The organism is Kushneria phyllosphaerae (genome assembly GCF_900312995.1).
Classification (GTDB): domain Bacteria; phylum Pseudomonadota; class Gammaproteobacteria; order Pseudomonadales; family Halomonadaceae; genus Kushneria; species Kushneria phyllosphaerae.
Genome location: NZ_ONZI01000003.1, coordinates 673,946 through 699,047 on the forward strand (window position 1 = coordinate 673,946; position 25,102 = coordinate 699,047).

Below are 25,102 nucleotides of genomic sequence, written 5' to 3' on the forward strand. Positions count from 1 at the left end.
AGGGGCGCACCTCGCTTGTGAGGTGCGCCCCTTTTATGGGTATGGGCAGGATCGTTTTTCAGTCCGGTCCTCCCAAGGTAACCCCTTTCAGGATCGGCGCCTTTAAGGCGCCGATCGCAATCAGGCGTCTGGCGCCGTGGTTTTGGCCGTTGGCTCAACCCGTGAAAGCCCCAGTGCCCACAGGATAAAGGCGTCCTGACGGGCCACATCGCGCCAGGCATGAAAGCGCCCGGAGGCGCCGCCGTGACCGGCACTCATGTCAGTGCGCAGCATGACCGGTCCACGGGCGCTGTCGAGCTCGATCAGGCGGGCATAGAGCTTGGCCGGCTCCCAGTAGGGTACCCGCGAGTCATGCCAGCTGCCCTGTAGATAGACGGCCGGCCAGGGGGCCGGGACCAGATTGTTCAGCGGTGAATAACCCTTGATGCGTCGATGGGCTTCCGGTTCTTCAGGATTGCCCCATTCGGTATATTCCGCCGTTGTCAGCGGCAGGTCCGGATTTTCCATGGTGCGCAGCACATCGACAAAGGGGACATCCAGCACCGCTGCGCAGAAGGCATGAGGGTCAAGATTTACGCTAGCGGCCACCAGCAGTCCGCCGGCACTGGCACCGTAGGCAGCAATGTGGCGTTCCTCGGCAAGGCCATGTTCGACCAGCACATTGCGAGCGGCCAAAAAATCCTGAAAGCTGTTTTCCTTGTGCTCCAGCTTGCCACCCAGATACCAGGGCTCGCCCCGGTCACCGCCGCCGCGAACGTGGGCGACGGCAAAGGCGCCGCCACGGGCCAGAAGTTCAAGACGCGAGATGGAAAACCAGGGATCCAGTGTCTGACCATAAGCGCCGTAGCCATACAGCAGGGTGGGGAGCGGTCCGCGGTCGATCAGGTCCGCCCGTGCGACCACGGATACCGGCACGCGTTCGCCATCAAAGGAAGTGGCCCAGAGTCGGCGGCAGGCCAGATGACCGGGCTGAATGTCGCCATAAACGGGCTGCTGGCGCAGCAGTCGCCGCTCGCCGCTGTCGATATCGAACTCGACCCAGCGGGGCGGGGTCGTAAAGGACTCTTCGTGCAGGCGAAGCTGTCGTGTATCGAAATGGGGCGTGTCGGCAAGCCCGAGACTGCAGGGCATTTCCGCAATGGGCAGCCATTCATCGCGGGTCACGTCATGGTGCTCATCAATCTGCATCAAGCGTAGATGTACCTGGGCACTGTCATGGTCCCGCTCGGTCAGCACCAGCCCCCATGAGAAGGCGTCCACATCCTCAAGCGTTGTGCCGTCGCGATGTTCGATCATCGGTAGCCACTGCCCAAACGCGTGCTCTTCGGCCCGGTCGAGGCAAAAGTGCACGGCATTTCTGTTGTGAAGCACATAGAACATGCCCGGGCGGTGATCGATGCCATACTCCACGCCACTCTCGCGCGGATGAAAACATTCTGGCGCGCTTTCCGGTGTGGTCGCGGGAACCAGATGGGCTTCACTGGTGTCCTTTGAGGCACTGTGGATGATCAGCCATTCCCGTGAGCGGGTCTTGTCCAGGCCGACCCAGAACTCGACGTCGTCTTCTTCAAAGATGCAGACGGCATCATCGTGGTTGCGATGGCGTCGCCAGACCGTGGCAGGACGCTGAGTCGTGTCGTAACGCGTAAAGAGAAGCGTGGCGTTGTCTTCCGCCCAGCACAGATCCGGTCCGATACCGCGCTCAAGGCGAATCGTCTCGCCATCCGGCAGATGGCGCAGATAGAGATCGAAGTACTCGTTGCCCTGAGTATCCAGTGTCCAGGCCATCCACTGCTCGTCTTCGGACAGGGCAAGATCACCCAGTTCGAGAAAGCTGTTGTGAGTAGAAAGTTCCTGCAGGTCGATCAGGCATTCGTGACCGCGGCGCTCGATATCAAGATGATCGAAATCATTTCCGATCGGATGGCGCCAGAAAACCGGATAATCGGCATCGGAGGCGGTTTCGCTCCAGTACACGAAATGATCAAAGGGCGTGGCAAGACCTGTCACGGCCAGCTCGCGGCGGGCAAGATGACTGTCAAACAGGGTCTGTGTGAGGGATTCAAGTGGTTCAAACCACTGATCACACTCAAGATTGACGGCCTCGAGAAACTCGGCCACCTCTGGCGCATCACGGTTTTCAAGCCAGTGCCAGTGGGGGTCTTCGATTTTTTTGAAGCGCGCAACCGGCGCGGACGGTAGGTGTTCTTTCATAATGTGCAGTGTAACATTGGTCGCTGTATTTAACCCGGAGGTATCAAGGGCGTGCTGATTTCAGACTCGATCCCACTATTGTGGCTATGCTGGTTCGTATTATCCGTTGCAGTGCTGGTCTTCGGCTACTTTGCCATTTCATTTCTGCCGCGCCTGCCTCGCTGGCTGGTCACTGGCGGCGTGGCGGGTCTGCTCTGGATGCCGGCATTTTTCTCGGTGCCCGGCCCGCAGTCAGAGCTTGGGTATTCAGGCTGGGCGCCTTCGCTGGTCGTGACGGCTGTCGGCTTTTTGCAGCATAACGGTGGTCAGATCTTCCTTGGCGGTATCCTGATGGTCATCGGCGCTGTGCTGGGGATGCTGGTGACCTTTTTCATCGGCCGACGCGGTCGCCATGACAAGGATGACGATGACCGCTCCGGCAGCGCCCGGGCCAGGAGTCACAGTGACGATCGTGAGGGTGCCCATCGACGTCGTGACAGTGCGCCAGCGCGTCGGGAACCTTCGCTCGGGAGATAGGCCCTATGCTGTATCGGTGGCTGATGACAGGTGCATGGTTGCTGCTGGTCCTGCTGGCACTGCCCGTTCAGGCGGCGCCACAGGGCTCGCCCGAACAGGGCGACGTTCGTCTGGCGATCGATGTCTCCGGCAGCATGAAGGACAACGATCCTGACAACCTGCGCGCCAGCGGTGTTCGCCTATTGGTGGATCTACTGCCCGATAATGTTCGTGCCGGGCTCTGGACCTTTGGTCAGCAGGTGGCCAATCCACTGGCGATGGGCACTGTCAACGACCAGTGGCGCCAGCATGCGCTGTCCGTTTTGCCTCAGCTGACCCGATACGAGCAGTTTACCGATCTTGAATCAGCGCTGAACCTTGCCACCCAAGGGGTACGAGGGGAGGGCAGGACGCATCTCATCGTATTGACCGATGGCATGGTGGATGTCCCTGCCCTCAGCGACAAGCCTGCTCGGGATCGTGCGTCACGTGAGCGCATCATCAAAACGCTCGCGCCGGATCTGGCCGGGCGCAATGTGGTCATTCATACCATTGCGCTGTCCCGTAATGCCGATACCGATCTGATGCGCGCCATCTCGCAGCAGACCGGCGGGCTGGCGTCGGTGGCTGAAGACTCTCGAGCGCTCTTGCGCTCCTTCCTGGATGTCCTCAATCAGGTTGCCCCGCGCCAGCAGCTGCCGCTGGAAGATGGCCGATTTCAGGTCGACGACCAGGTGCAGGAATTTACGGCGCTGATCTTTCACGATCAAAGGGACGGGCCGATCACCCTGGTCAGCCCGGACGGCGAGCGTCTGAGCATCGATGATCCGGGCGTGGCAAGTCGCTGGCGTCATGACGACCGCTATGAACTGATTACCGTTCCCGACCCTTTCGCCGGGCAGTGGCAGATCGAGGGGCCGGTCGGTGCCGGCTCGCGTATTCTGATCGACTCCAGCCTGCAGCTGCGAAGCGCCAATATTCCGGCCACGTTATATGCCCACATCGATCAGCCTCTTGACGTCTGGCTGGACGGTATGGCCAAGCAGGGGGATGACCCGTCACGGCAGCCTGTGGTCGATGCCGTTCTGCGCGGCGCGCAGGGCGAGATCACCAGCACTCGTTTACAGCGTGAATCGGATGGACACTATCGCGGGCATCTTGATCGCATCGACCAGACAGGGAATGCCGAACTGGCCCTGCAGGCGCGCACCGAGGCGTTTGCACGACTGCTGACCCGTAGCGTCAACGTGGTACCGGTTATTGATGCCTCGCTCTCCGGTGATCAGTCGCGCATTACGCTAAAGGCGGCCTGGCCTCGTTTGACGCGTGACAACACGCGTATCAACGCAGACCTTCTGGGGGAAACCCTGGACGTTAAACCGCTGGCAGATGATCGCTGGCAGATCACGCTACCCGATGACCTGCCCGACGAGTCCGTTCCGGTCGACCTTGTGGCGACCGTGGCGCTGGATAATCGAATACTCGAAATTCCGCTGCCACCGGTAATGCTCAATAGCGATGCCGCCACCAGCCTTTCCGGTGCGCGTCTTGACCGGGATGCGGTCCAGGGTGAGCAGATGGCATCTTCTCAAGAAGAAGGGCAGGACCAGCCATGGTCGCTGCAGCGGCTATGGCATCTGGCGCAGGAGAACTGGCCTGCGGCCAGAGCGCAGGCCATGCAGTGGATGCAGGACCCGCGTGCGTGGTGGGTGGCTGCCGCGCTGATTGTGCTTTGTTTATTGCTTGCCTTCAGAAGGCGTCGCCTGCGGCGCCAGCGTCCCCGACACAGGAGAGACCCGAGTGTGTGAGCTATTGGGCATGAGCGCCAATCAGCCGGTCAATACCGGCTTCAGCTGGCGCGGCTTCAAACAGCGAGGGGGCTGCGATGGTCCTCATTGTGATGGATTCGGTATCGGCTTTTATCGCCGGGACGGCTATCACGACTTTCATGATGTGCGCGCCGCCATAGACTCGCCTCTGGCAGAGTTGCTCGGTCAGGATGATATTGCGGCACTGATCATGATGGGGCATCTGCGCCATGCCAATGAAGGCGGCGTTGAAATTCAGAATACCTATCCGTTTACGCGTGAAATGGAGGGGCGGCACTGGTGCTATACCATGCAGGGTCAGTTGGAGGGCTTTGAGGCGCTCAAGCTTTCCGGTCGGTTTACGCCGCTGGGCAGTACGGATGGCGAGCATGTCTTCTGCTGGCTGCTCGATCAACTGGCGCAGCAGGATTGTGATGATGTCTCCGCCACCTGTGAGCTGCTGGCCCAGTGTGGTGATCAACTGGCACAGATGGGTGTTTTCAACATGATGCTCAGTGATGGGCGGGTGCTGTATACCTATTGCAGCAAGAAAATGTGCTGGCTGACGCGGCGTGCGCCCTTTGGTACCGTCACGTCGCTGGACAACGGTGAGCATATTGACCTTGCCAGCCGCTGTGACAGCGCCACGGTGTATACCCTTCTGGCGACAAACCCCCTGACCAATGAGTCAGGCTGGCAGGATATGCACCCTGGTGAGGCCATGGCCTTCTGCGATGGCGAGCAGTGTGACGTCATTACGCCGCAGGCCATGTCTGCCTGATGGCGCACTGAATCTGGAAAGACCTTTACGTCTAAAAAAGACGCCGCAGAACATCACGTGTCTGCGGCGTCTTTTTATTCTGGCACTCGCCCTTTTGTTAGCTCAGTTCTTCTTCAGTAAACATGCCCTCAAACAGCGCCGTCGAGAGATAGCGCTCGCCGCTGTCGGGCAGAATAACGGCAATGGCCTTGTCCTTGTACGCCGGGTCTTCGGCCAGACGCAGGGCGGCCACCATGGCAGCGCCACAGGAAATCCCTACCAGCATGCCTTCTTCACGCATCAGGCGGCGTGCCATGGCCATGGCGTCTTCGCTGGTGACGGCTTCTACCTGGTCGACATGGTCCAGATCCAGGTTGGCCGGGATGAAGTTGGCACCGATGCCCTGGATTTTGTGGCCGGCCGGCGTCAAATCCTCACCACGCAGACGCTGACTGATGATGGGCGACTCGGACGGCTCCACGGCAACGCTGTGCAGCGCCTTGCCCCTGATTTTCTCGAAATAGCGGGAAATGCCGGTAATCGTGCCGCCGGTGCCGACGCCTGCCACCAGAACATCAAGGTCACCGTCGGTGGCGTCCCAGAGCTCCGGGCCGGTGGTCTTTTCATGAATCTCGGGGTTGGCCGGGTTTTCGAACTGGGCCGGCATGAAATAGCGCTCGGGTTCGGCGTCGCGCAGTTCGGTGGCACGCTCCACGGCGCCTTTCATGCCGCGGGCGGGTTCGGTCAGCACCAGCTCGGCGCCCAGCGCCTTGAGTACCTTGCGGCGTTCAATGCTCATCGAGGCCGGCATGGTCAGCTTGACCTTGTAGCCGCGCGCCGCGCCCACAAACGCCAGGGCGATACCAGTGTTGCCGGAGGTGGGTTCGATGATTTCCATGCCCGGTTTCAAGACGCCACGCTTTTCGGCGTCCCAGATCATGTTGGCCCCGATTCGGCACTTGACCGACAGCGCCGGGTTGCGCGACTCGAGCTTGGCATACACGCGAGGATGATCCGTCAGGTGTCTGACCCTGACCAGCGGCGTTTGTCCGATTGCCTGGGAGTTGTCTTCCAGAATGTTGCTCATCGCGTGCTCCATGTCAGTAGACTGTCTGATAAGGACAGAGGAAAGAACCTGCGCCATTGTGACGAGAGGGTACGACCTTCGTCGAGCCCCTGGTGTCCGGCCCTGGTCACAGGCTTTCATGCTATTTTAGGGGTTTTCCATAAAACGGTATTTGGCCGCAAGCGGCATGATGATCGGGAGATGGCATGAGCGAGATGAAGACGGCACCTGCGCTGCTTGAAGGGCCCGCGCTCGAGAAGGATGACGGTTACCGATCGATTCTCGACGTGTTTGAAAGGGCCTGTTCGCAATACGCTGACCGCCCCGCCTTTACCTGCATGGGCAGCACATTGACCTACGCAGGCATGAAGGATCTGGTGGATCGATTTGCCCACTGGATTGTCACCCGCACGTCCATGTCGCCCGGGGACCGTCTGGGCATTGTGCTGCCCAATCTGCTGCAGTACCCGGTGGCCGTGTTTGGTGCCCTGAAGGCAGGCCTTGTCATCGTCAATACCAATCCCCTGTATACCGCCGACGAGATGTATCATCAGTTCGCGGATGCCGGGGTGAGCGGCGTCGTGGTGTTTGCGCACATGGCCCACAAGCTGGAAGCAGTGCTCAAGCGCCTGCCGATTGCCCATGTCATCGTCACCGAGGTGGCAGATCTTCACCCCTGGCCATCGCGTTTCAAATATAACCTTGGTGCGCGCTATATCGCCCGCCAGGTGCCGCGCTACCATCTGCCCGATGCCGTTCCCATGCGTCAGGTTTTAAAGCAGCAGGGCAAAGTCGATGACAGCCGCTGGGGCCGCGATGAGGATCTGGCCATTTTGCAATATACCGGCGGCACGACCGGTACGCCCAAGGGCGCGATGCTCTCCCATGCCAACCTGGTGGCCAATATGCGCCAGACCGGCGAGGTGCTGGGCAGCGCCGTGACCCGCGGACAGGAAACCATCATTGCACCCCTGCCGGTCTATCACATCTATACCTTCACCGTGAACTGCATGTTCGGCTGTGAAACCGGTAGCCACAGCGTCCTGATTCCCAACCCGAAGGATCTGGACAGCTTTGTCAAAACGCTCGCTCAGCAGCCCTTTTCGGCCTTTATCGGGCTCAATACACTGTTTGCCGCCCTGTGTCGGCGTCCGGATTTCCAAAAGCTGGATTTCAGTCCTTTAAAGCTCAGCGTCTCCGGCGGCATGGCGCTCAATACGACCACGGCCAACCGGTGGTACGAGGTGACCGGCTCTGCTGTGCTGGAAGGGTATGGCATGACCGAGACGTCGCCAGTGGTGTGCGTCAACCCTCCCGACAGGATACAGCCGGGGGCCATTGGCCGGCCGGTCGCCGGTACCCGCCTTCAGGTGCTGGATGATAACGACCAGCCGCTGGGTTACGACACGCCCGGCGAACTTTGTGTGCAGGGCCCTCAGGTCATGAAGGGATACTGGAAACTGCCGGAGGAAACGGCCAAAACGCTTTCTGAAGATGGCTGGGTCAGATCAGGTGATATCGCGGTGCTGCAGCACGATGGGTTTGTGCGCATTGTGGATCGCAAGAAGGACATGATCGTCAGCTCCGGTTTCAATATTTACCCCAACGAAGTAGAGGATGTGCTGCTAAGGCATGAAGACATTCATGAGGCTGCCGTAATCGGCGTGCCCGATGAGGACAGCGGGGAGAGCGTGGTGGCGTTCATCGTGCCGCGAAACGGGGTCAATCTTGATGCCGCAGCCCTCAAGCAGTGGTGCCGGCAGGAGCTGACCGGCTACAAGGTGCCAAGGCGTTTTGAATTTCGCGATCAGCTGCCGCGCAGCAGTGTCGGCAAGGTGCTGCGTCGTGTCCTGCGTGATGAGCTGACCGACACCGCACGCAAGGACGCTTCCTGATCCACAGGCCGGTTGGCTGCCAGGGCCTGATTGGCGCTACAATCATCTTCCTGTAACCATTGGTAGAACACCTTTTCTTGAACGGTCATGGCGCTGTCATGACCGTTGTCACTACCGCCTTGGCGGTTTCAAAAGTCCAGAGGGTACCTTGAGCGATAACGTGACTGACTCCGGTGAGTCGGCGCAGCAGACGCACGCATCACTGCGTCGCCGCCTTGACGATGTGCTGATCAGCGATGCCGTGACGCAGGGGCAGCGTCTGGAACGTCTGACCGGGCGCATTCGCCGCGGCCAGCCCGTGGATAAGGCCCTGAAGGATATCGATGCCCGCCTGACGCGCTCCATGGCACTGGCGCAGGGGCGTCGCGACCAGCCCGTCACGCTTGAATATCCACCAGAGCTGCCGGTCGCCGAACGTCGTGACGATATTCTAGAGGCCATCCGCGATCATCAGGTCGTGGTGGTGGCAGGCGAGACCGGTTCCGGCAAGACCACCCAGCTGCCCAAGATGTGTCTGGAGCTGGGGCTTGGTGTGCGTGGTCTGATCGGCCATACCCAGCCACGCCGGCTGGCGGCCCGCAGCGTGGCGCAGCGCCTGGCGCAGGAAACCAGCAGCGCACTGGGCAGCGCCATCGGTTATCAGGTGCGCTTTACCGATCAGACCGACCCTACCACCCGGGTCAAGCTGATGACCGATGGGATTTTGCTGGCCGAGACCCAGCACGACCCGCAGCTTTTGCGCTACGACGCGATCATTATCGATGAAGCGCACGAGCGCAGTCTCAATATCGATTTCCTGATGGGCTATCTCAAGCGCCTGCTGGTAGAGCGTCCTGATCTCAAGGTCATCATCACCTCGGCCACCATTGATGTGGATCGCTTCTCGCGCCACTTTGGCCGGCAGCATGACGATGGCACCACAACGCCCGCCCCGGTGATCGAGGTTTCCGGGCGAACGTATCCTGTGGAAACGCACTATCGCCCGCTGGTTCGCGATGAGCGTGAGGAGGAGGATCAGACGCTTCAGGAAGGCATCGTGACCGCCGTCGAGGAGATCGGACGTATCGAGCGTGAAAAGCGCTGGTACACCGGCCCGCGCGACATCCTGATCTTTCTGCCCGGGGAGCGCGAAATTCGCGAAACGGCCGATACGCTGCGCCGGCTGGAACTGCGTGATACGGAAGTGCTGCCGCTGTATGCGCGGCTATCCAACAGCGAGCAGAATCGCGTGTTTGCCCCGCACACCGGCCGGCGGATCGTGTTGTCCACCAACGTGGCCGAAACCTCGCTGACCGTGCCCGGCATTCGCTATGTGATTGATCCGGGCCTGGTGCGCATCAGTCGCTACAGCTATCGCGCCAAGGTGCAGCGTCTGCCGATCGAGCCGATCAGTCAGGCCAGTGCCGATCAGCGCCGCGGCCGCTGTGGTCGTATCGCCGAGGGCGTGTGTATTCGGCTTTATAGCGAAGAGGATTACCTGTCGCGCTCGGCTTATACCGAGCCCGAGATTCAGCGTACCAATCTGGCCTCGGTCATTCTCTCCATGCTGTCACTGGGGCTGGGAGACATCGGGCAATTTCCCTTTGTGGACATTCCCGACAGCCGCTTTATCAAGGACGGCTTCCGATTGCTCTTTGAGCTTGGCGCCGTTGATGAACGCCAGCTTCTGACCAAAACCGGCCGTCAGGTGGCACGACTGCCGATTGACCCTCGCCTGGCTCGCATGGTGCTGGCGTCCAGCGAGTTTGGCAGCCTGCGCGAAACCCTGATCGTGGTCAGTGCGCTTTCCATTCAGGACCCAAGAGAGCGCCCTGCCGACAAGCGCGAGGCGGCGGATCAAAAGCACCGGCAGTGGCAGGACAAGGATTCCGACTTCACGGCCTGGATCAATCTGTGGCAGGGCTTTGAGGCCAGCCGCGCCGAGCTTTCGGCCAATCAGCTGCGGCGCTGGTGTCGCGACAACTACCTGAGCTATCTGCGCCTGCGCGAATGGCATGACACCTATCGCCAGCTCAAGCAGCTCACGCGGGAGCTGGCGCTGGTCGAAAACGAGGGCGAGCCTGACATTGCTCGTCTGCATCAGGCGCTTTTGACCGGGCTTTTATCCAATCTGGGCCTGCACGCAGGCTCCGACAAGGAGCCGCGGGAATACCTGGGCGCGCGTAATCGAAAGTTCATGATCCATCCGGGATCAGGTCTTGCCAAGCGCACGCCCAAATGGATCATGGCAGGCGAGATGGTGGAGACAACGCGTCTTTTCGCCCGCCAGGTCGCCGCCATTCGACCCGAGTGGATCGAGCCGCTGGCGGTGCATTTGACCAAACGCAGCTTCAGCGAGCCGCACTGGGAGATGAAGCGTGCCCAGGTCGTGGCTTATGAGCAGGTCACGCTGTTCGGCCTGCCTGTCGTGGCGCGCCGCAAGGTGCACTATGGCCCCATCGCGCCCGAGGAATCCCGGGAGCTGTTTATCCGCCATGCGCTGGTGGAAGGGCAGTTTCAGACGAAAGGTGCCTTTTTTGAACATAACCGGGCACTGATCGAGGAGGTCGAGGATCTCGAGGATCGCGCCCGTCGTCGCGACATCCTGGTGGATGAACAGACCCTGTTTGAATTTTATGATGCGCGCCTGCCGGCCGATATCTACAACGGCAAGAGTTTCGAGCACTGGCGGCGCCACAGCGAGCAGCACGACGCCAATATCCTGTTTCTCGACATGGAGACCCTGCTGGCACGTGAAGCCAGCGAGGTTACGGTCGATCAATATCCGGATGCCCTCGAGCTGAGCTATCAGGGCGGCGGGATTCGCTATCCCTTGTCGTATCACTTTGCGCCCAACGAGCCGGATGATGGCGTTACCATCACGGTACCGGCCTCCATGCTCTCCACGCTGCCTGGCGAGCGGCTGGAATGGCTGGTGCCCGGGCTTCGTCGCGACAAGGTCATTGCGTTGATGAAGTCGCTGCCCAAGCAGTATCGTCGCCAGGTGGTGCCGATTCCGGACTGGGCCGATGCGGCGCTGTCGGCACTGACCCCCGGCAATGTCTCGCTGACCTCGGCGCTGGCAGAGTTCCTGCGCCAGAAGACAGGCATTCGGCTGGCGGCAGATGAGTGGCGCCCGGAGCAGTTGCCGATGCATCTGATCATGAACATTCGTGTGGTCAATCACGAGGGGCAGGTACTGGGAGAGGGGCGAGACCTCAACGCCCTGATCGAGCGCTTTGAGCAGGAAGCCGTGGCAGGTACGAAGGCCATGGCGGGGGACGCATTGTCGCAGCAGGGTCTGACGCAGTTTCCGGACGGTCAGTTGCCGCAGTCTCACGTGCGTGATCAGGCCGGTATTCGCGTCGAGGCCTGGCCGGCACTGGTGGATGAGGGTGATACTTTGGGGGTGACGCTGTTTGATCATCCCGACAAGGCCTGCATGCAGCATCGTCATGGCATCAAGCGCCTGGCCATGCGTCGCCTGCCGGATCAGGTCCGCTTTCTGGCGCGCGATCTGCCCGGGCTTGAGCGCTGTGTTCTGCTGTATGCCAGGGTCGGCACGCGCCGGGATCTGGTGGATGATGTCATCGAGGCCGTGTTTTTGAGCGTCTTTGCCTTCGATCCGCTGCCGCGCGATCAGGCGGCCTTTGAAGCGCGTCTTGAAAGCGAGCGCTCGCGATTGCATGAGACGGCCGAGTCGCTTGTGGCACTGCTGGAGCGCATTCTCAAGCGACACCTTGAGGTCAGCAAGGTCCTCAAGGGCAAGGTGACCTTCAACCTGGCGCTCAGCTTCAGTGATGTCCGCGCCCAGATGCAGCGTCTGGTTTATCCAGGCTTTATCAGTGCCGCGGGAGAGTGGCTGGCCCAGTATCCACGCTATATTGAGGCGGCGCAGATTCGGCTTGAAAAGGCGCCGCGCGAAGTCCGTCGCGATCAGCTGGCCATGGAGGAGGTCAACGACTTCCAGCGTCGGCTTGAGGAAAGGCGCCGGAGGCAGGGGGCCAACGGCCTGCAGGATCAGGCTCTGGATGCATTCGGATGGTGGCTTGAGGAGCTGAGGGTCTCGCTTTTCGCCCAGCAGCTGGGGACGCTGGCGCCGGTGTCGGCCAAGCGACTGGAACGCCAGTGGCAGGACATCACGGCTTCCTGACCCGTGACTGATGGCCGCTGGGCTGTACAGTGACCTGAAATCGGCTGACAATGCGGCGCTTGACTCCTTTGCGCGCTATTGAAATCGCATGGCGCCAGACGAAGGCCATCATGCAGACGGTTGCCGCAGTAGAACAGGATGCAGTCGCGTCAGGGCTGCAGATAACAAGGGACAGGGTGAACGAATGAAAACATGGACGAACATTGCCGCGGCAACCTTTACCTGTGTCACGCTGGCAGGGTGTGCCGGCGCGCAAACGCAGGACAGCAATCCGCAGGATCCCTGGGAGGGCTTTAACCGGGGCGTATACTCCTTTAATGACACGCTGGATCGCTATGCGCTCAAGCCCGTCGCTCAGGGGTATGACTACATTACGCCGACGCCCGTGCAGGAGGGGGTGGGCAATTTCTTCTCCAACCTCGGAGAAGTCGGCAACTCCTTCAATAGCCTGCTGCAGTGGAAGCTGACCAACGCCGGCACCTCGATCGGGCGGCTTTTGATCAATACCACCCTGGGTCTGGGCGGCTTTCTGGATCCGGCAACCCGTATGGGCATCGATCAGCACGACGAAGATTTCGGTCAGACGCTGGCCACCTGGGGCGTCGGTTCGGGACCCTACCTGGTCCTGCCTTTCCTCGGACCAAGCACCGTACGTGATACGGCCGGCATGCCGGTGGATTTCTATACCGACCCGGTCACCTATATTGATCATGACGTGACACGCTGGAGCGTGCGGTTTATCGATCTGGTGCAGGCTCGTGCGTCTTTGCTGGATCAGGAAAAGCTGATTCAGGGCGATCGCTACTCGTTTATTCGCGATGCCTACCTGCAGCGTCGGGCGTTTTTGATCAATGATGGTCGGTCGGGCAAGGATCCCTTCGGCAGTGACGATCTTGAATTCGATGACAGCGACTTTGCAGAATAAATCCTTCGAACGACCACGGCGGAAAAGCGTTCATGCCTGCCAAAACGGATAGGATAGCGCTTGTCGATCAGCCTGGAGCGCGTCGCGATGCGCTTTACCAGGCGTTGTCAGCGTGTGGCCGGTTTACGCTGCTGGTGGCTGACGACATCCATGTGCTGCCCGAGTGGCTCGATGGTCTGGTCGTGCACGCCGATATCGTGCCGACATCACAGTGGGCGGCGCTGGTGCAGCGTCTGCCCATTGTGGTCATCAGTCAGGAGCGCGACAGTCGAGCGCTAATGTCAGCCGTTGAGGCCGGCGTTCTCGATTATGTGGTTGATCCAGTGGGGCATGCGTCGCTTTTGACCCAGCTCATGCTCAGAGCGCTGGACTGTCGGCGTGTTCATGCCTCGGCGCTGCGCGACCGGGATCGTCTGGAGCAGCTTAACGAGCAGCTTCAGACGCATTTGAGCACGCTGCGTACCGATCTTCAGGCCGGTGGGCAGATTCAGCGTCGGTTACAGCCCATGCCGTGTGCCAGACTCAATGGCATCGAGGGTGATTACTGGATGGCGCCGTCGCTTTATCTGTCAGGAGACTTTCTCGACTATCAGGCCCACGGTGATCGTTACGTCCTGTTCTGTTTTGCAGATGTGGCAGGGCATGGCGCTTCCTCTGCCTTTGTGACGGTGCTTTTAAAGGCACTGTTTCAGCGCTGGCTGTCGCGCTGGAACGCGCGCCTGCCGGAAAACCTGCCAGCCAGATGGCTTGCCCGACTCAACCGGGAGCTTCTGGATACCGGGGTCGGCAAACATGCGGCCATCGTGGTCGGTGTGATCGACTGCCAGACGCGTACATTGCACTATTCCCTGGGCGCACAGATGCCCATGCCGATTTTGACCACCAGGGGCAGCGTGCGTCAGCTTGAAGGGGAGGGGCCGGCTGTCGGGCTGTTTCCGGACGTCGAGTATCCGACCTATCATTGTGAGCTGCCGGCGGATTTCAGGCTCTGGCTCTGTTCGGATGGTGTTTTTGACTGCCTGGCAGGCAACAATCTCGAAGAGCGTCTTTCTGCGCTGTGCGAGCATATCGGCAATGCAGACAGCATCAGTGATCTGAAATCATCGCTGGCCCTGTCCGATGCACTGCCGGATGACATTACCTTTCTTACCCTGAGCGGTTTCAACGATGGATGAAGGACGACTTCAGGCGGCGTTTGAAAAGGGCACCTTTGTGCTCAGACTGGCCGGGGATGTGCGCCTGACACTCTGTGCCACCCTGGACCAGCAGGTACAGCCTCTGGCGGAGCTGCCGGGCCTTGAACGTGTCGTCATTGATCTGCGTCAGGTGATCAACATGGATTCCACGGCGCTCGGGTTTCTGGCCAAGATTGCACTGGCCGTACGCCATCGCATCCCCGGTCAGCCGCTGGTGGCCGTTGATCATCCCGACGTCAGGCGCATGCTGGACGTCATGGGATTTCAGAAGTACGTCACCATTATCGATATGCCGTGGTCGGAGCCTGCCGATTTCAGCGATCTGCCGGTTCTGGAAACCAGCGAAGAGGAGATGCGGGAGCGAATCCTTGAAGCCCACCACACGCTGGCGGCCATGAGCGAACAAAATCGCATCGAGTTTCAACCGCTTATTGACCTGCTGGAGTCCCAGCGAGAGCACTGACCGCGATGGCTGTGTCCCTTCAAGGGGCCTCATGCGGCATTCGTGGTCTGATATGGAGAATGACTTGCCTATTATCGGCGCCAGACGCCTGGCCCTGCTGGTGGCTGCCAATACGGCCCTGGCGCCCTTTGCCATTGATGCTTACCTGCCAGCCATTCCTGCCCTTGCCCTGCACATTGATGCCAATATCCATTTGACCGAGCTTTCGATCAGTATCTTTTTGCTGGGGATGGCGCTGGGTCAGCTGATTTTTGGCCCTCTGTCGGATCGTGTCGGGCGCAAACCGGTACTGCTGGGGGGCATCATTACCTTTACGCTGTCCAGCTTGCTGATCACCCAGATCGACACGTTCTGGTCGCTCATGATCCTGCGGTTTTTGCAGGCGCTGGGCGGCGGGGCCTGTGTCGTGAACTCACCGGCTATCGTGCGTGACTGTTTTTCGGGACGGGAAGCGGCCCGCGTTCTCTCAACGATGGTCATGATCCTGATGCTGGCACCGCTGGTCGCCCCGACGGTCGGGAGCGTGCTGCTGACGCTTGTCGACTGGTGGGCCATATTTCTGTTCCTGGCCCTTTACGGCGCTGCGTTGCTGTATCTGATCCTGACCTATTTGCCTGAAACCCGTATGCCCGAACATCGATCATCCGGTGGGGCAGGGCAGGTTCTTGGCAACTATGCGAGTGTGTTGAAACACCGCGAAGCCATGGGGTATATCGCCGCCGTTTCCCTGTCCTTTGCCGGCATGTTTTGCTTTATTAACAGTTCTCCATATGTCTATATGGAGTATTACGGCGTCTCCAGTCAGCTTTATCCGTTTATTTTTGGTGCCAATATCGTTGTCATGGCCCTGTCCAATCGGCTGAATATACGGCTTCTGGGACGTTATTCGCCTCAGCAGTTGCTGAGGCTGGGACTGGGTATCCAGCTCACTGCCGGTATGCTGATTGTCATGACGGTAGTGGCGGGGCTGGATGCACTATGGTTGATGGTACTGCTGGTGATGTTTTTCGTCGGCGTGAACGGTCTCATTTCACCCAATGCCGTCTCCTCCATGCTGGATCATTTCCCCAACATGAGTGCCACGGCCAATGCCGTTCTGGGTAGCCTGCAGTTTACGGCCGCCGGCCTGGCAGGTGCGCTGGTGAGTGGCCTTCAGATGGAGAGTATCTGGCCGATGGTATTGGGTATGGTCGGCGCAAGCCTTTGCGCCAATACGCTTTTGCGGGTACTGACGCCGCCTGTTCGTGCAAGGGGAAAGGCATTGTGAAACGCGCGCTGCGTGGCGGGTGCATGTCGTTGCAGTGTCTGACATTGGTATTCAAGAGGCTGCCATGAAAAGCGACCCCGAGCAGGATCAGCACCATTTTCCCTACCACCTGATACTTACCTTTGCCTCGCTGGTCATCATCGTGACCGGTCTGAAGCTGGGAGCGGGCCTGTTCATTCCGGTACTGCTTTCGCTGTTTATTGCCATTTTGTGCTCTCGTCCAGTTAAATGGCTCCATGGACGAGGGATGAGCGTCAATCTGTCGATTCTTTGTGTGCTGTTTGTTGTGACGCTGGCCAGTACCCTGCTGATCTGGCTGGTCATGGCACGTCTGGGAGATCTGGTCAATCAGCTGCCAGCGCTCGAGGAGTCTCTAAGTCAGCACTATACAGGGCTTCTCAAGTGGTTCGATGCTCTGGGGCTGCCGTTTAATGCCAGGGCGCTGCAGGATAATCTGGATCCCGGCATGCTTATGGATTCGCTGCCGTCGCTGCTGGGGGGAATCGGCAACTTCATTACTCAGCTTGGCATCATCGCCATTTTAATCATTTTTATTTTGTATGAGACGCTGGATTTCCCCTACAAGCTTTCTCAGGCCATTAAACAGCCTCATGGCAGTCTGGCGCGTTTTACCCAGTTTTCCCGAACGCTACAGCGCTATCTGCTGGTAAAAACGGTGATCAGTGCCATTACCGGCGCACTCATTGCCACCTGCTGTCTGATTCTTCAGGTCGAGTTTGCGCTGTTGTGGGGAGTGTTGGGGTTTTTTCTCAATTTTATTCCCAACATTGGTTCGATCATTGCGGCCGTGCCTGCAGTCCTTCTAACCCTGATCATGCCGGAAGGTGGTGTCGTCAAGGCAACCATTCTCAGCAGTGCCTATATCACGATCAATTTTGTGCTGGGCAATCTCATTGAGCCTCGCATCATGGGGCAGACGCTGGGGATGTCCACGCTTGCGGCCTTCATGTCGCTGGTGTTCTGGGGATGGCTTTTCGGGCCGGTAGGGCTTTTCCTATCGGTTCCCCTGACCATGTCTCTCAAGATACTGCTGGACAGCCATCCTGATACGCGTTGGATTTCAATATTGATGGGACCCAACCGGGAGCGACGGCGGCGAGCCAGAGAGGGCATGCCAACAGAGGATTAGGGCGCTCCATGGCCGGATGACCGGCATAAAAAAACGCTCCCGATGGGAGCGTTTTGCTTGATTCAGTACGTCTTGATCAGGCGTTCTGATCGATGAACTGCACCAGCTGTGTCTTGGACTGTGCGCCGACGAGAGAAGCCACCTTGGCACCATCCTTGAACATCATGACGGTCGGGACACCACGAACACCCTGTTCGGCAGCGATATCCTGAGCATCGTCAACATTGATGCTGACGACCTTGAGCTCGCCGGATTTCTCTTCGGCTACCTCGTCGACTACCGGTGCCATCATCTTGCAGGGGCCGCACCACGGGGCCCAGAACTTCAGCAGTACAGGCTTGTCGGCCTGCATGACTTCCTGGTCGAAATTGGCGCTGGTAACGTCAACATTGTTAGCCATGATTTACTCCAGTGATTGCATGTACAGGCTGTATACAAGGGATGGTAGCGGGTCGCAGGGGGTGAGGCAAATGTGTCTCTGCGATGGTGCTCATTGAACAAAGCGATTAACGCTGCTTTCCTGTTCAAAAAAATGCATATCGAATGCCCATGCTCAGCAGCAGTAATGTCAGCATGCCTCGCAGCAGGTTGTCCGGCAGATATTTCGAAAGCCATGCACCTACGTGGATGGCGGGGACTGAACCCACCAGCAGTGCCAGCAAAAGGGCGAAATCCACGTTACCCAGCAGTAAATGCCCGCCACCGGCCACTAGCGTCAGAGGCACGGCATGCGCGATATCAGTGCCCACCACTCGACCCGAAGAGAAGAAGGGATAAAGCAGCATCAATACCGCCGTGCCAAATACGCCGGCACCCACCGATGAGAGCGTGACGCATACGCCCAGTACAATGCCTGCAGCGACAGTCAGGGGAGCAACGTGTCGATTGACCCAGCGATCACCCTGACCGGTCCAGCGCTGAAGCGGTGTCTTGAAGATCAGTACGGCAGCCGTCAGTATCAACATGATGCCAAGAGTGGTGGTAATCAGTCCGCTGTAATCATGGGCGCCAGTAAAAAAGCGGTTGAGCAGAAAGACCGTCAGAATCGCGGCTGGCACGCTGCCCATGGACAGTCGCAGCATGACCTTCCAGTCGATATGCCCCTGCCTCTGATGACTGAAGATACCGCTGATCTTGGTAAAGGCGGCGTATAAAAGATCCGTGCCTACAGCAACATGCGGTGGAAACCCGAAGGTCAGCAAAATGGGCGTCATCAGTGAGCCACCGCCGATGCCAGAAAGCCCTACCGCGATACCGACACCCGCGCCGGCAAGTACATAAAGCAGAAAATCGATAAGTGACATTCTAAATCCCGTGGCGTTGGCAGGAGCATTGCGCAGCAGGAATCTAGGGATAATTTTTTATTCTGAAAAGGAATGATTGTTCATTATTTTAGACCCTGATAGCATTAGCGGTCGATTTTAAGCCCCTTTTTTGACGCTTTTCAGGCCTGCTCTTCAGGAGGTTAATGCCTTGAAACTTCAGCAGCTTCGCTATATATGGGAAGTTTCCCGGCATAATCTGAACGTCTCTGCCACGGCGCAGAGTCTTTTCACGTCTCAGCCCGGGATTTCCAAACAGATACGGTTGCTGGAAGACGAGCTGGGTGTCGAAATTTTTGCGCGAAGCGGCAAACATCTGACAAGAATTACCCCAGCTGGCAAGCCCATCGTGGAGCTTGCCGGTGAAGTGCTTCGCAAGGTGGATGATATCCGCCATGTGGCGCAGGAATTCAGTGACGATCGCCGTGGCAGTCTCTCCATCGCGACCACCCATACTCAGGCACGATATGCCCTGCCTGCTGTCATCAGTGGTTTTACACAACGCTATCCGGACGTGGCGCTGCACATGCAGCAGGGCACGCCGCGCCAGATCGCCCAGATGGTCTGTGAAGGCATGGCAGACTTTGCCATCTGCACGGAATCACTGGATCTGTTCAATGATCTGATCCTGCTGCCCTGTTATCGCTGGAACCGCTGTGTGCTGGTGCCAAAAGGGCACCCGCTGGAAGGAACGCGCAATCTGACGCTTGAGGCGCTGGGTCAGCATCCGCTGGTAACCTACACCTTTGGCTTTACGGGTCGCTCCCAGCTTGATGATGCCTTCAAGTCACATGGCATCACGCCCAATGTGGTGCTGACGGCGGCCGATTCCGATGTCATCAAGACCTACGTTCGACTGGGGCTTGGGGTAGGGATCGTTGCTCATATGGCGATTGACCCGGTGGCAGATCATGATCTGGTCGCCATCGATGCCAGCCATCTGTTCGAAAGCTCGGTGACGCGAATCGGTATTCGTCGCGGTACCTTCATGCGCAACTACATGTTCGATTTTATCCACGAGTTTGCTGCCCACCTTGATCGTGACACGGTTGAGGCTGCACTCGAGTCGAGTCCGCATGCCGAAAATGCGCTCTTTGAACACATCGAGCTGCCTGTCAGGTAATCGGGCTTACGAATGAATAAAAAAGGCTCGCCATCCATTGGCGAGCCTTTTTTGTTGATGCCTTTGACGACCTGTCATCCAGGGCGCCTCAGTGCTGCAGATGCAGCCCGCACTCACGGGTTTCTTCGCCCTTGGTCGGATCGAAGTAGTCGAAATTGTTGGGCAGGTCGTGCTTGACCAGATAGTCATGCATGTCCTTGCTGCTCCAGTGCAGTACCGGGGCAACCTTGATCAGACCGTCCTGATTGATGCTGACCGGCTGCATCTGGGCGCGGGTGGCCGTGTCGGAAGCACGCAGGGCCGTAAACCAGACGCCCGGGTTGGTTTCGCGCAGGGCACGTTCAAAGGGCTCAAGCTTGACCTCCCGGGTGAAGGCCTCATGGCGCGCATCATCCAGAGAGGGCGTCGGCCCTTCCACGGCTTCTCGATGGGCGCGTGATCGCAGGGGAAGATAGAGGATGCGATTGAGCCCGAGCTTCTGGCTTACCTCGTCGGCAAACTGATAGGTGGCCGGCGTGTTATAGCCTGAATCCATCCAGACGATGGGAAGGTCGGGGCGAACACGGGTCACCATATGAAGAATGACGGCTTCAAAGGGGCGAAAGTTGGTGGTGCAGATAGGGCGCTTGTCGAGGGACAGTGCCCACTCCACCAGTGCCTGAGGATCATTGCCAAGCCTTTCATTGATCTCATCGATATTCAGCGACATTCAGTGACTCCATTATCAATGGCAGATGGCCCTGGCCGGGCCGTTTGGCAGGCACGATAGCAAACCACTCAGGGCTCTCCCCAATATCATTTGGTTCGAAGTTTAGAAGTCCTGTTCGCGTCCCTGCATGCCCAGCTGGCGAGTGGCGGCCAGTGGCGTCACGCGCGGCGGCTCTCCTTCGGGCCATTCAACATGGGCCCTGATGGCATATACCTCTCGCAGGCGCTCCTCGGTCAGGACCTGCTCGGGCGCGCCAACGGCGCACACCTTGCCTCCTGCGCCCATGAGCCACATGTGACGGGAAAAGCGCGCTGCCAGGCTAAGGTCATGGATGGCGATGACAATGATCATCTGTTGCTCCCGAGCCAGGGCCACCAGCCATTCAAGCACCTGCAACTGATGGTGAAGGTCCAGTGCACTGGTGGGCTCATCCAGCATCAGAACCCTGGGTTCCCTGACCACGGCCTGGGCAATGGCCACCCGCTGTCGCTGGCCGCCGGAGAGCTGGCCGAGGTCACGCTCGGCATACTGCTCAAGCTCCAGCGTCTGCAGGGTGTGCTGCACGCGTTTCAGGTCCTGCCGACGATCTGTCTTGTGCGTGGTGCGCCGTGCCAGAAGGACGGCTTCAAACACGCTGAGGGCTGCACGGGAGGTAATATCCTGCGGCAGGTAGTAGATCTGCCCGGCACGCTGGGCAATGTCCAGCGTGTCCAGCGCCGTGTCATCAAGGCTGATGTGGCCGGTGGAGCGCTCAATGCCGGCAATGGATTTCAATAGCGTGGACTTGCCGGCACCATTGGGCCCGATCAGGGCCGTCAGCTCTCCCGGGCGCGCCTCCAGACCGCTGACGTCATTCAGGATCCGGGTGCGTCCAAAGTGGACCGACAGTGATTCAATTTTGAGGCTCATCCCCACACCTCGCGCCGGCTCTTCAGGATCAGGGAGACAAAAAACGGCAGGCCGATCAGCGCCGTGATAATCCCCACGGGCAGCAGTACGCCTGGAATCAGCGTCTTGGAGACGATTGAGGTCAACGACATTAAAAGGGCGCCTGTCAGCGCTGACATGGGCAGAAACACGCGTTGATCCTCACCGACCAGCATGCGGGCAATGTGCGGCCCTACCAGTCCAATAAAGCCAATGATGCCGACAAAGGCCACGGCCGTGGCCGCCAGTAGCGAACTGCACAGCAGCACGGTCAGGCGCAGACGGCCCACATTGACGCCCAGTGCACGGGCCTGAAGATCCCCCATGCGAAGGGCCGTCAGGCGCCAGCCGGCGAAAAAGAAGATGGGCAGCGTGACCACAAGTGCTGCCGTCACGATACCGATCTTTGACCAGCTGGCGCGCGACAGTGACCCCAGCGACCAGAACACCAGCTGTTGCAGGGATTCCGCCGAAGCCACGTATTGGAGGATGCCAAGCGTGGCGTTGAAAAAGAACATCAGGGCGATCCCCATCAGCACCATGGTCTGTACGCTCACACCACGCAGACGGCTGACCAGCCAGATCAGAAGCGAGGCCACCATGGCCATGACAAAGGCGTTGAGGGTGGTCAACAGTTCGCTGGCAGCGGGGAACAGTGACACCCCCAGGACGATGGCAAGAGCTGCCCCGAAGCTGGCCGCTGCCGAAATGCCCAGTGTAAAGGGGTCGGCCAGCGGGTTGTTGAGGATGGTCTGCATTTCGGCCCCGGCGCTGGCCAGTGACATGCCGACCATGATGGCCATCAGGGCCACCGGTAAACGGATCTCCCACACGATGACCGCGATGGCCCGGGGCGCGTCATCGGGTGACACGATGGCACGTACAATGTCGCCAAGCCCGTATTGCCCCGGACCGGTCGCCACATCAACAATCAATGAGCACAGCGTCAGCACTGCCGTGATGGCCAGTAGCCAGTAGTGTCGTCGTCGCCGTTGAAGATACTTGTCGATACTGGTGTCTGTAGTAGGGGCGGTGACTGTCATGTAGGGCTACCAGCGCTCATCGGCATTCTCGTGCAGCGGGCAGGGTGTGCCCGTGGTGATTGGAATGGTTATCAATCATAAACATCGCCTGCCTGAGCGTACAGGCGCGTTTATGTCAGCGCCTGCATGAGATGGCGAATCTTGTCGATCGTCTCGATGTATTCACTTTCCTCATGAGAGTCGGCCACCAGTCCACCGCCGCCCCACACATAAAGGATGTTGTCTTCTCTATAGAGGGTGCGAATGGCAATTGACGTATGCATGTCGCCGCGCTGATCGATATAGCCGATGCTGCCGCAGTAGGGGCCGCGACGAGTGGCCTCCAGTTCATCGATGATGTCCATGGCCCGAATGCGGGGAGCGCCGGTGATGGAGCCCCCTGGAAATGCGGCAGCCAGGGCGTCGATGGCATCCAGTGACGGCGCCAGCTCGCCCGTAATGGTGCTGACCAGATGATGAACGTTGCGATAGCTTTCCAAAGCAGCCAGTGCCGGCACTCGCACCGTACCGGCACGGCAGACGCGACCGAGGTCGTTGCGCAGCAGATCCACGATCATGACGTTCTCGGTACGATCCTTGAGACTGCCAAGCAGTTCATCGGCCAGTTGCTGATCCTCTTCGGCGGTCTGGCCTCTGGGGCGCGTTCCCTTGATGGGGCTGGTGGTCAGCTTTCGATCCTGTAGATGTAAAAAGCGTTCGGGCGAGAGGGACATGATGCTGCGCTCGCATCCGTCCTTCCCCTGCCATGAAAGCCATGCCCCGAAGGGGGACGGCGTTGCCTGACGTAACCGGCGCCAGGCTTGCCAGCTGTCTCCCTGACACTGCGCCTGGAAACGCTGGGCCAGATTGACCTGATAGCAGTCGCCGGCATGTAGATAGTCACTGACCCTGCGAAAGCGTTCGCCGTAAGTCGTGCGATCAATATCGGCCGTAAAGGGAACGGTCAGGGAAAAGGCAGTACTTGTCTCATCGGGTGCCGCTTCCAGCCATGTCAGCACCTGATCGCGACGTTCAGCCGTTGCCACCAGATAGCTGCACTGGCGTTGATGATCCTGAATCAGGGCCCAGTCATAAAGCCCGAGTCTTGCCAGGGGGAGATCAATGTCGGCAATGGCATGACTTTCGAGTCTTTCGAGCAGGCGTCCAAAGTCATAGCTCCAGTAACCCATGAGCCCGCCGACAAAAGGAATCTCCTCGGCCGTATCCGGAGGAATCGTTTCAAGATGTCTTGGAAGCTCACGCTGAGCGTCCAGCGGTGTGATGGCAGAAAGCATACGGGTGCAGTGGTACTGCCCCATGCTGTCCACTTCAAGCAGGGCGGTGGGGTCGCTGCTCATGATGTCAAAGCGCCCGGTCTGCGTATAAGGGCGGCCATTATCCAGCAGTATCGCCTCGCGGCGATGGCGCAGCCTTTCAAACCAGGCAGCCGGGTCCGCATGGTAGGGGAGGGGATGAAGCAGCAATTGATAGGAGGACATGATCATGTATCGCAGGCTTTAACGGGGCGGGCAGTTTAACAGTCCAGGGCCGGAACCGGCGCTCCCTGTTTAACCCGTATTGACGAAGTGATGCTGGAACTTTGGTCTTTGCGTGCCGTATGTCGTACTGTGATGGCATTTCCCTGATTGTTGACAATAACCATGACTTCAACGACTTCTTCCGGCGAGATTCCTCTCGAGGCGCGAACGCTCGCTGAGCGAGTCTTTCAACAGCTTCAGGATGCCATCGTTCGTGGTGAGCTGCCGGCAGGCAGTAAAATCACCGAGCCGGGTCTTGCCCAGACCTATGGCATTTCACGTGGTCCGCTGCGTGAGGCCATGCGCCGACTGGAAGCGCACCGTTTGATCGAGCGCGAACCTCACGTGGGGGCCAGAGTCGTCAAGCTGTCGATGCGCGAACTCCTTGAGCTTTTTGACATGCGTGAGGCGCTGGAGAGCATGGCGGCCAGGCTGGCGGCGCGCCATATGACCACCGGTGAAGTTCAGGCGCTGCGGGATGTCTTGGTGGCGCATGAAGAGCAGGGCGATCTGGATCAGGCGGAAGCCTATTACCAGCGCGAGGGTGATCTCGATTTCCATTATCTGATTGTGCGCGGGAGTCACAATCGAATGCTCATGACCACCCTGTGTGACGACCTCTACTATCTGGTAAGGCTTTACAGGACTCAATACAGTGCGCGCGGGGGGCGACCACAGCGTGCCTTTGTAGAGCACCATCGTATTGTGGATGCCATAGCCTCCGGTGATGAAGAGCTGGCCGAGCAACTGATGCGTCGACATGTTATTGCGGCAAGGCAGACGGTCGCCGAGCGCTACGCCATGTCGCTGGATGACGATCGCGAGCTGCCAAAGAGCACTGGAAAGGCGCTGTCACGCCGTAAACCATCTACCTGAAGTCACGATTATCCGTCGACGCATTCCCCGTCGTGACAGAAAAATGAAAGTTTTTGGCGAAAGGGGTTGCGCCCTCGGGGTCTGATGTATAAAGTACGCATCCGCTGCCACGGAGCACACGGCGACGAGGCAGCGGGGAAGGTAAGCAGGTGATTGTTTTGACTGAGGTTTTGGTCACCCAATCAGGATCACGGATCCAGCCGCTGACTTCCGA

The 25,102-nt window shown here is 59.0% G+C and carries 21 protein-coding genes; 12 read left to right on the top strand and 9 right to left on the bottom strand.

Annotated elements, in window-relative coordinates:
* Positions 1-120: 120 nt before the first annotated feature.
* Positions 121-2,214, bottom strand: coding sequence for a S9 family peptidase (locus KSP9073_RS12980; protein ID WP_108843350.1), 2,094 nt, complete (start codon positions 2,212-2,214; stop codon positions 121-123).
* A gap of 51 nt (positions 2,215-2,265) precedes the next feature.
* On the opposite strand from KSP9073_RS12980, the gene KSP9073_RS12985 reads away from it, so the two are divergent.
* From KSP9073_RS12985 to KSP9073_RS12995, 3 genes are read left to right on the top strand one after another with little or no spacing between them, the layout of a single operon-like run.
* Positions 2,266-2,730 (top strand): hypothetical protein, encoded by a 465-nt coding sequence (locus KSP9073_RS12985; RefSeq protein WP_108843351.1) that lies wholly within the window; start codon positions 2,266-2,268, stop codon positions 2,728-2,730.
* 5 nt (positions 2,731-2,735) lie between these two features.
* Positions 2,736-4,517 carry a VWA domain-containing protein gene (locus KSP9073_RS12990; RefSeq protein WP_108843352.1) on the top strand — a complete coding sequence of 594 codons (1,782 nt, stop codon included), beginning with the start codon at positions 2,736-2,738 and terminating at the stop codon, positions 4,515-4,517.
* A complete protein-coding gene (locus tag KSP9073_RS12995) occupies positions 4,510-5,298 on the top strand; it encodes a class II glutamine amidotransferase (protein ID WP_133241027.1) in 789 nt (262 codons plus the stop codon). The genes KSP9073_RS12990 and KSP9073_RS12995 overlap by 8 nt, the downstream gene beginning before the upstream one ends.
* Positions 5,299-5,395: 97 nt before the next feature.
* Here KSP9073_RS12995 and cysK read toward each other — a convergent pair whose 3' ends face one another.
* Entirely contained in the window at positions 5,396-6,364 is a 969-nt protein-coding gene (gene cysK, locus KSP9073_RS13000) for a cysteine synthase A (RefSeq protein ID WP_108843354.1), read from the bottom strand.
* Between the two features lie 185 nt (positions 6,365-6,549).
* Here cysK and KSP9073_RS13005 point away from each other — a divergent pair, with 185 nt between their 5' ends.
* From KSP9073_RS13005 to KSP9073_RS13035, 7 genes are all read left to right on the top strand, one after another.
* Positions 6,550-8,238 carry an AMP-binding protein gene (locus KSP9073_RS13005; RefSeq protein WP_108843355.1) on the top strand — a complete coding sequence of 563 codons (1,689 nt, stop codon included), beginning with the start codon at positions 6,550-6,552 and terminating at the stop codon, positions 8,236-8,238.
* A gap of 148 nt (positions 8,239-8,386) precedes the next feature.
* A complete protein-coding gene (gene hrpA, locus KSP9073_RS13010) occupies positions 8,387-12,370 on the top strand; it encodes an ATP-dependent RNA helicase HrpA (RefSeq protein WP_108843356.1) in 3,984 nt (1,327 codons plus the stop codon).
* A gap of 184 nt (positions 12,371-12,554) precedes the next feature.
* The gene (locus KSP9073_RS13015) at positions 12,555-13,295 is read left to right on the top strand and encodes an MlaA family lipoprotein (RefSeq protein ID WP_108843357.1); all 741 of its coding nucleotides are present in this window, start codon (positions 12,555-12,557) and stop codon (positions 13,293-13,295) included.
* 32 nt (positions 13,296-13,327) lie between these two features.
* The gene (locus KSP9073_RS13020) at positions 13,328-14,470 is read left to right on the top strand and encodes a PP2C family protein-serine/threonine phosphatase (RefSeq protein ID WP_108843358.1); all 1,143 of its coding nucleotides are present in this window, start codon (positions 13,328-13,330) and stop codon (positions 14,468-14,470) included.
* Entirely contained in the window at positions 14,463-14,954 is a 492-nt protein-coding gene (locus KSP9073_RS13025) for an STAS domain-containing protein (RefSeq protein WP_108843359.1), read from the top strand. Before KSP9073_RS13020 ends, KSP9073_RS13025 begins: the two co-directional genes overlap by 8 nt.
* A gap of 64 nt (positions 14,955-15,018) precedes the next feature.
* A complete protein-coding gene (locus tag KSP9073_RS13030) occupies positions 15,019-16,221 on the top strand; it encodes a Bcr/CflA family multidrug efflux MFS transporter (protein ID WP_243409238.1) in 1,203 nt (400 codons plus the stop codon).
* A gap of 64 nt (positions 16,222-16,285) precedes the next feature.
* On the top strand, positions 16,286-17,371 hold the full coding sequence (locus KSP9073_RS13035; protein WP_108843361.1) for an AI-2E family transporter: 1,086 nt from the start codon (positions 16,286-16,288) through the stop codon (positions 17,369-17,371).
* A 76-nt stretch (positions 17,372-17,447) separates the two neighbouring features.
* Here the strand turns inward: KSP9073_RS13035 and trxA are convergent, their stop codons facing one another.
* Together trxA and KSP9073_RS13045 are read right to left on the bottom strand one after the other, a co-directional pair.
* Positions 17,448-17,771: a thioredoxin gene (gene trxA / locus KSP9073_RS13040; RefSeq protein ID WP_108843362.1), complete on the bottom strand. Its 324-nt coding sequence runs from the start codon at positions 17,769-17,771 to the stop codon at positions 17,448-17,450.
* Positions 17,772-17,895: 124 nt separating this feature from the next.
* Positions 17,896-18,675 (bottom strand): sulfite exporter TauE/SafE family protein, encoded by a 780-nt coding sequence (locus tag KSP9073_RS13045; RefSeq protein ID WP_341476563.1) that lies wholly within the window; start codon positions 18,673-18,675, stop codon positions 17,896-17,898.
* Between the two features lie 169 nt (positions 18,676-18,844).
* Between KSP9073_RS13045 and cysB the strand changes: the two genes are divergently transcribed.
* Positions 18,845-19,816 carry an HTH-type transcriptional regulator CysB gene (gene cysB / locus KSP9073_RS13050; RefSeq protein WP_108843363.1) on the top strand — a complete coding sequence of 324 codons (972 nt, stop codon included), beginning with the start codon at positions 18,845-18,847 and terminating at the stop codon, positions 19,814-19,816.
* Between the two features lie 88 nt (positions 19,817-19,904).
* Here the strand turns inward: cysB and KSP9073_RS13055 are convergent, their stop codons facing one another.
* From KSP9073_RS13055 to pabB, 4 genes are all read right to left on the bottom strand, one after another.
* The gene (locus KSP9073_RS13055) at positions 19,905-20,525 is read right to left on the bottom strand and encodes a phosphoadenosine phosphosulfate reductase domain-containing protein (protein ID WP_108843364.1); all 621 of its coding nucleotides are present in this window, start codon (positions 20,523-20,525) and stop codon (positions 19,905-19,907) included.
* 102 nt (positions 20,526-20,627) lie between these two features.
* Entirely contained in the window at positions 20,628-21,434 is an 807-nt protein-coding gene (locus KSP9073_RS13060; protein WP_108843365.1) for an ABC transporter ATP-binding protein, read from the bottom strand.
* Complete coding sequence (locus KSP9073_RS13065) at positions 21,431-22,495, bottom strand: FecCD family ABC transporter permease (protein WP_108843366.1); 1,065 nt, start codon at positions 22,493-22,495, stop codon at positions 21,431-21,433. Before KSP9073_RS13065 ends, KSP9073_RS13060 begins: the two co-directional genes overlap by 4 nt.
* Positions 22,496-22,605: 110 nt before the next feature.
* Positions 22,606-23,973 (bottom strand): aminodeoxychorismate synthase component I, encoded by a 1,368-nt coding sequence (gene pabB / locus KSP9073_RS13070; protein WP_108843367.1) that lies wholly within the window; start codon positions 23,971-23,973, stop codon positions 22,606-22,608.
* Between the two features lie 162 nt (positions 23,974-24,135).
* Here pabB and KSP9073_RS13075 point away from each other — a divergent pair, with 162 nt between their 5' ends.
* Complete coding sequence (locus tag KSP9073_RS13075) at positions 24,136-24,888, top strand: GntR family transcriptional regulator (RefSeq protein WP_108843368.1); 753 nt, start codon at positions 24,136-24,138, stop codon at positions 24,886-24,888.
* Here the strand turns inward: KSP9073_RS13075 and KSP9073_RS17695 are convergent.
* A partial coding sequence (locus KSP9073_RS17695; RefSeq protein WP_207771471.1) for a hypothetical protein occupies positions 24,881-25,102 on the bottom strand: 222 nt, incomplete at its 5' end. The genes KSP9073_RS13075 and KSP9073_RS17695 overlap by 8 nt on opposite strands.

Excerpts from the sequence above, each read along its gene's own strand:
- KSP9073_RS13020 (WP_108843358.1), top strand. The coding sequence starts at position 13,328 with ATGCCTGCCAAAACGGATAGGATAGCGCTTGTCGATCAGCCTGGAGCG.
- KSP9073_RS13045 (WP_341476563.1), bottom strand. The coding sequence starts at position 18,675 with ATGTCACTTATCGATTTTCTGCTTTATGTACTTGCCGGCGCGGGTGTC.
- KSP9073_RS13035 (WP_108843361.1), top strand. The coding sequence starts at position 16,286 with ATGAAAAGCGACCCCGAGCAGGATCAGCACCATTTTCCCTACCACCTG.
- KSP9073_RS13075 (WP_108843368.1), top strand. The coding sequence starts at position 24,136 with ATGACTTCAACGACTTCTTCCGGCGAGATTCCTCTCGAGGCGCGAACG.
- KSP9073_RS13055 (WP_108843364.1), bottom strand. The coding sequence starts at position 20,525 with ATGTCGCTGAATATCGATGAGATCAATGAAAGGCTTGGCAATGATCCT.
- KSP9073_RS13065 (WP_108843366.1), bottom strand. The coding sequence starts at position 22,495 with ATGACAGTCACCGCCCCTACTACAGACACCAGTATCGACAAGTATCTT.
- pabB (WP_108843367.1), bottom strand. The coding sequence starts at position 23,973 with ATGTCCTCCTATCAATTGCTGCTTCATCCCCTCCCCTACCATGCGGAC.
- KSP9073_RS13005 (WP_108843355.1), top strand. The coding sequence starts at position 6,550 with ATGAGCGAGATGAAGACGGCACCTGCGCTGCTTGAAGGGCCCGCGCTC.
- cysK (WP_108843354.1), bottom strand. The coding sequence starts at position 6,364 with ATGAGCAACATTCTGGAAGACAACTCCCAGGCAATCGGACAAACGCCG.
- KSP9073_RS13025 (WP_108843359.1), top strand. The coding sequence starts at position 14,463 with ATGGATGAAGGACGACTTCAGGCGGCGTTTGAAAAGGGCACCTTTGTG.
- KSP9073_RS13015 (WP_108843357.1), top strand. The coding sequence starts at position 12,555 with ATGAAAACATGGACGAACATTGCCGCGGCAACCTTTACCTGTGTCACG.
- KSP9073_RS13060 (WP_108843365.1), bottom strand. The coding sequence starts at position 21,434 with ATGAGCCTCAAAATTGAATCACTGTCGGTCCACTTTGGACGCACCCGG.
- KSP9073_RS12980 (WP_108843350.1), bottom strand. The coding sequence starts at position 2,214 with ATGAAAGAACACCTACCGTCCGCGCCGGTTGCGCGCTTCAAAAAAATC.
- KSP9073_RS12990 (WP_108843352.1), top strand. The coding sequence starts at position 2,736 with ATGCTGTATCGGTGGCTGATGACAGGTGCATGGTTGCTGCTGGTCCTG.
- trxA (WP_108843362.1), bottom strand. The coding sequence starts at position 17,771 with ATGGCTAACAATGTTGACGTTACCAGCGCCAATTTCGACCAGGAAGTC.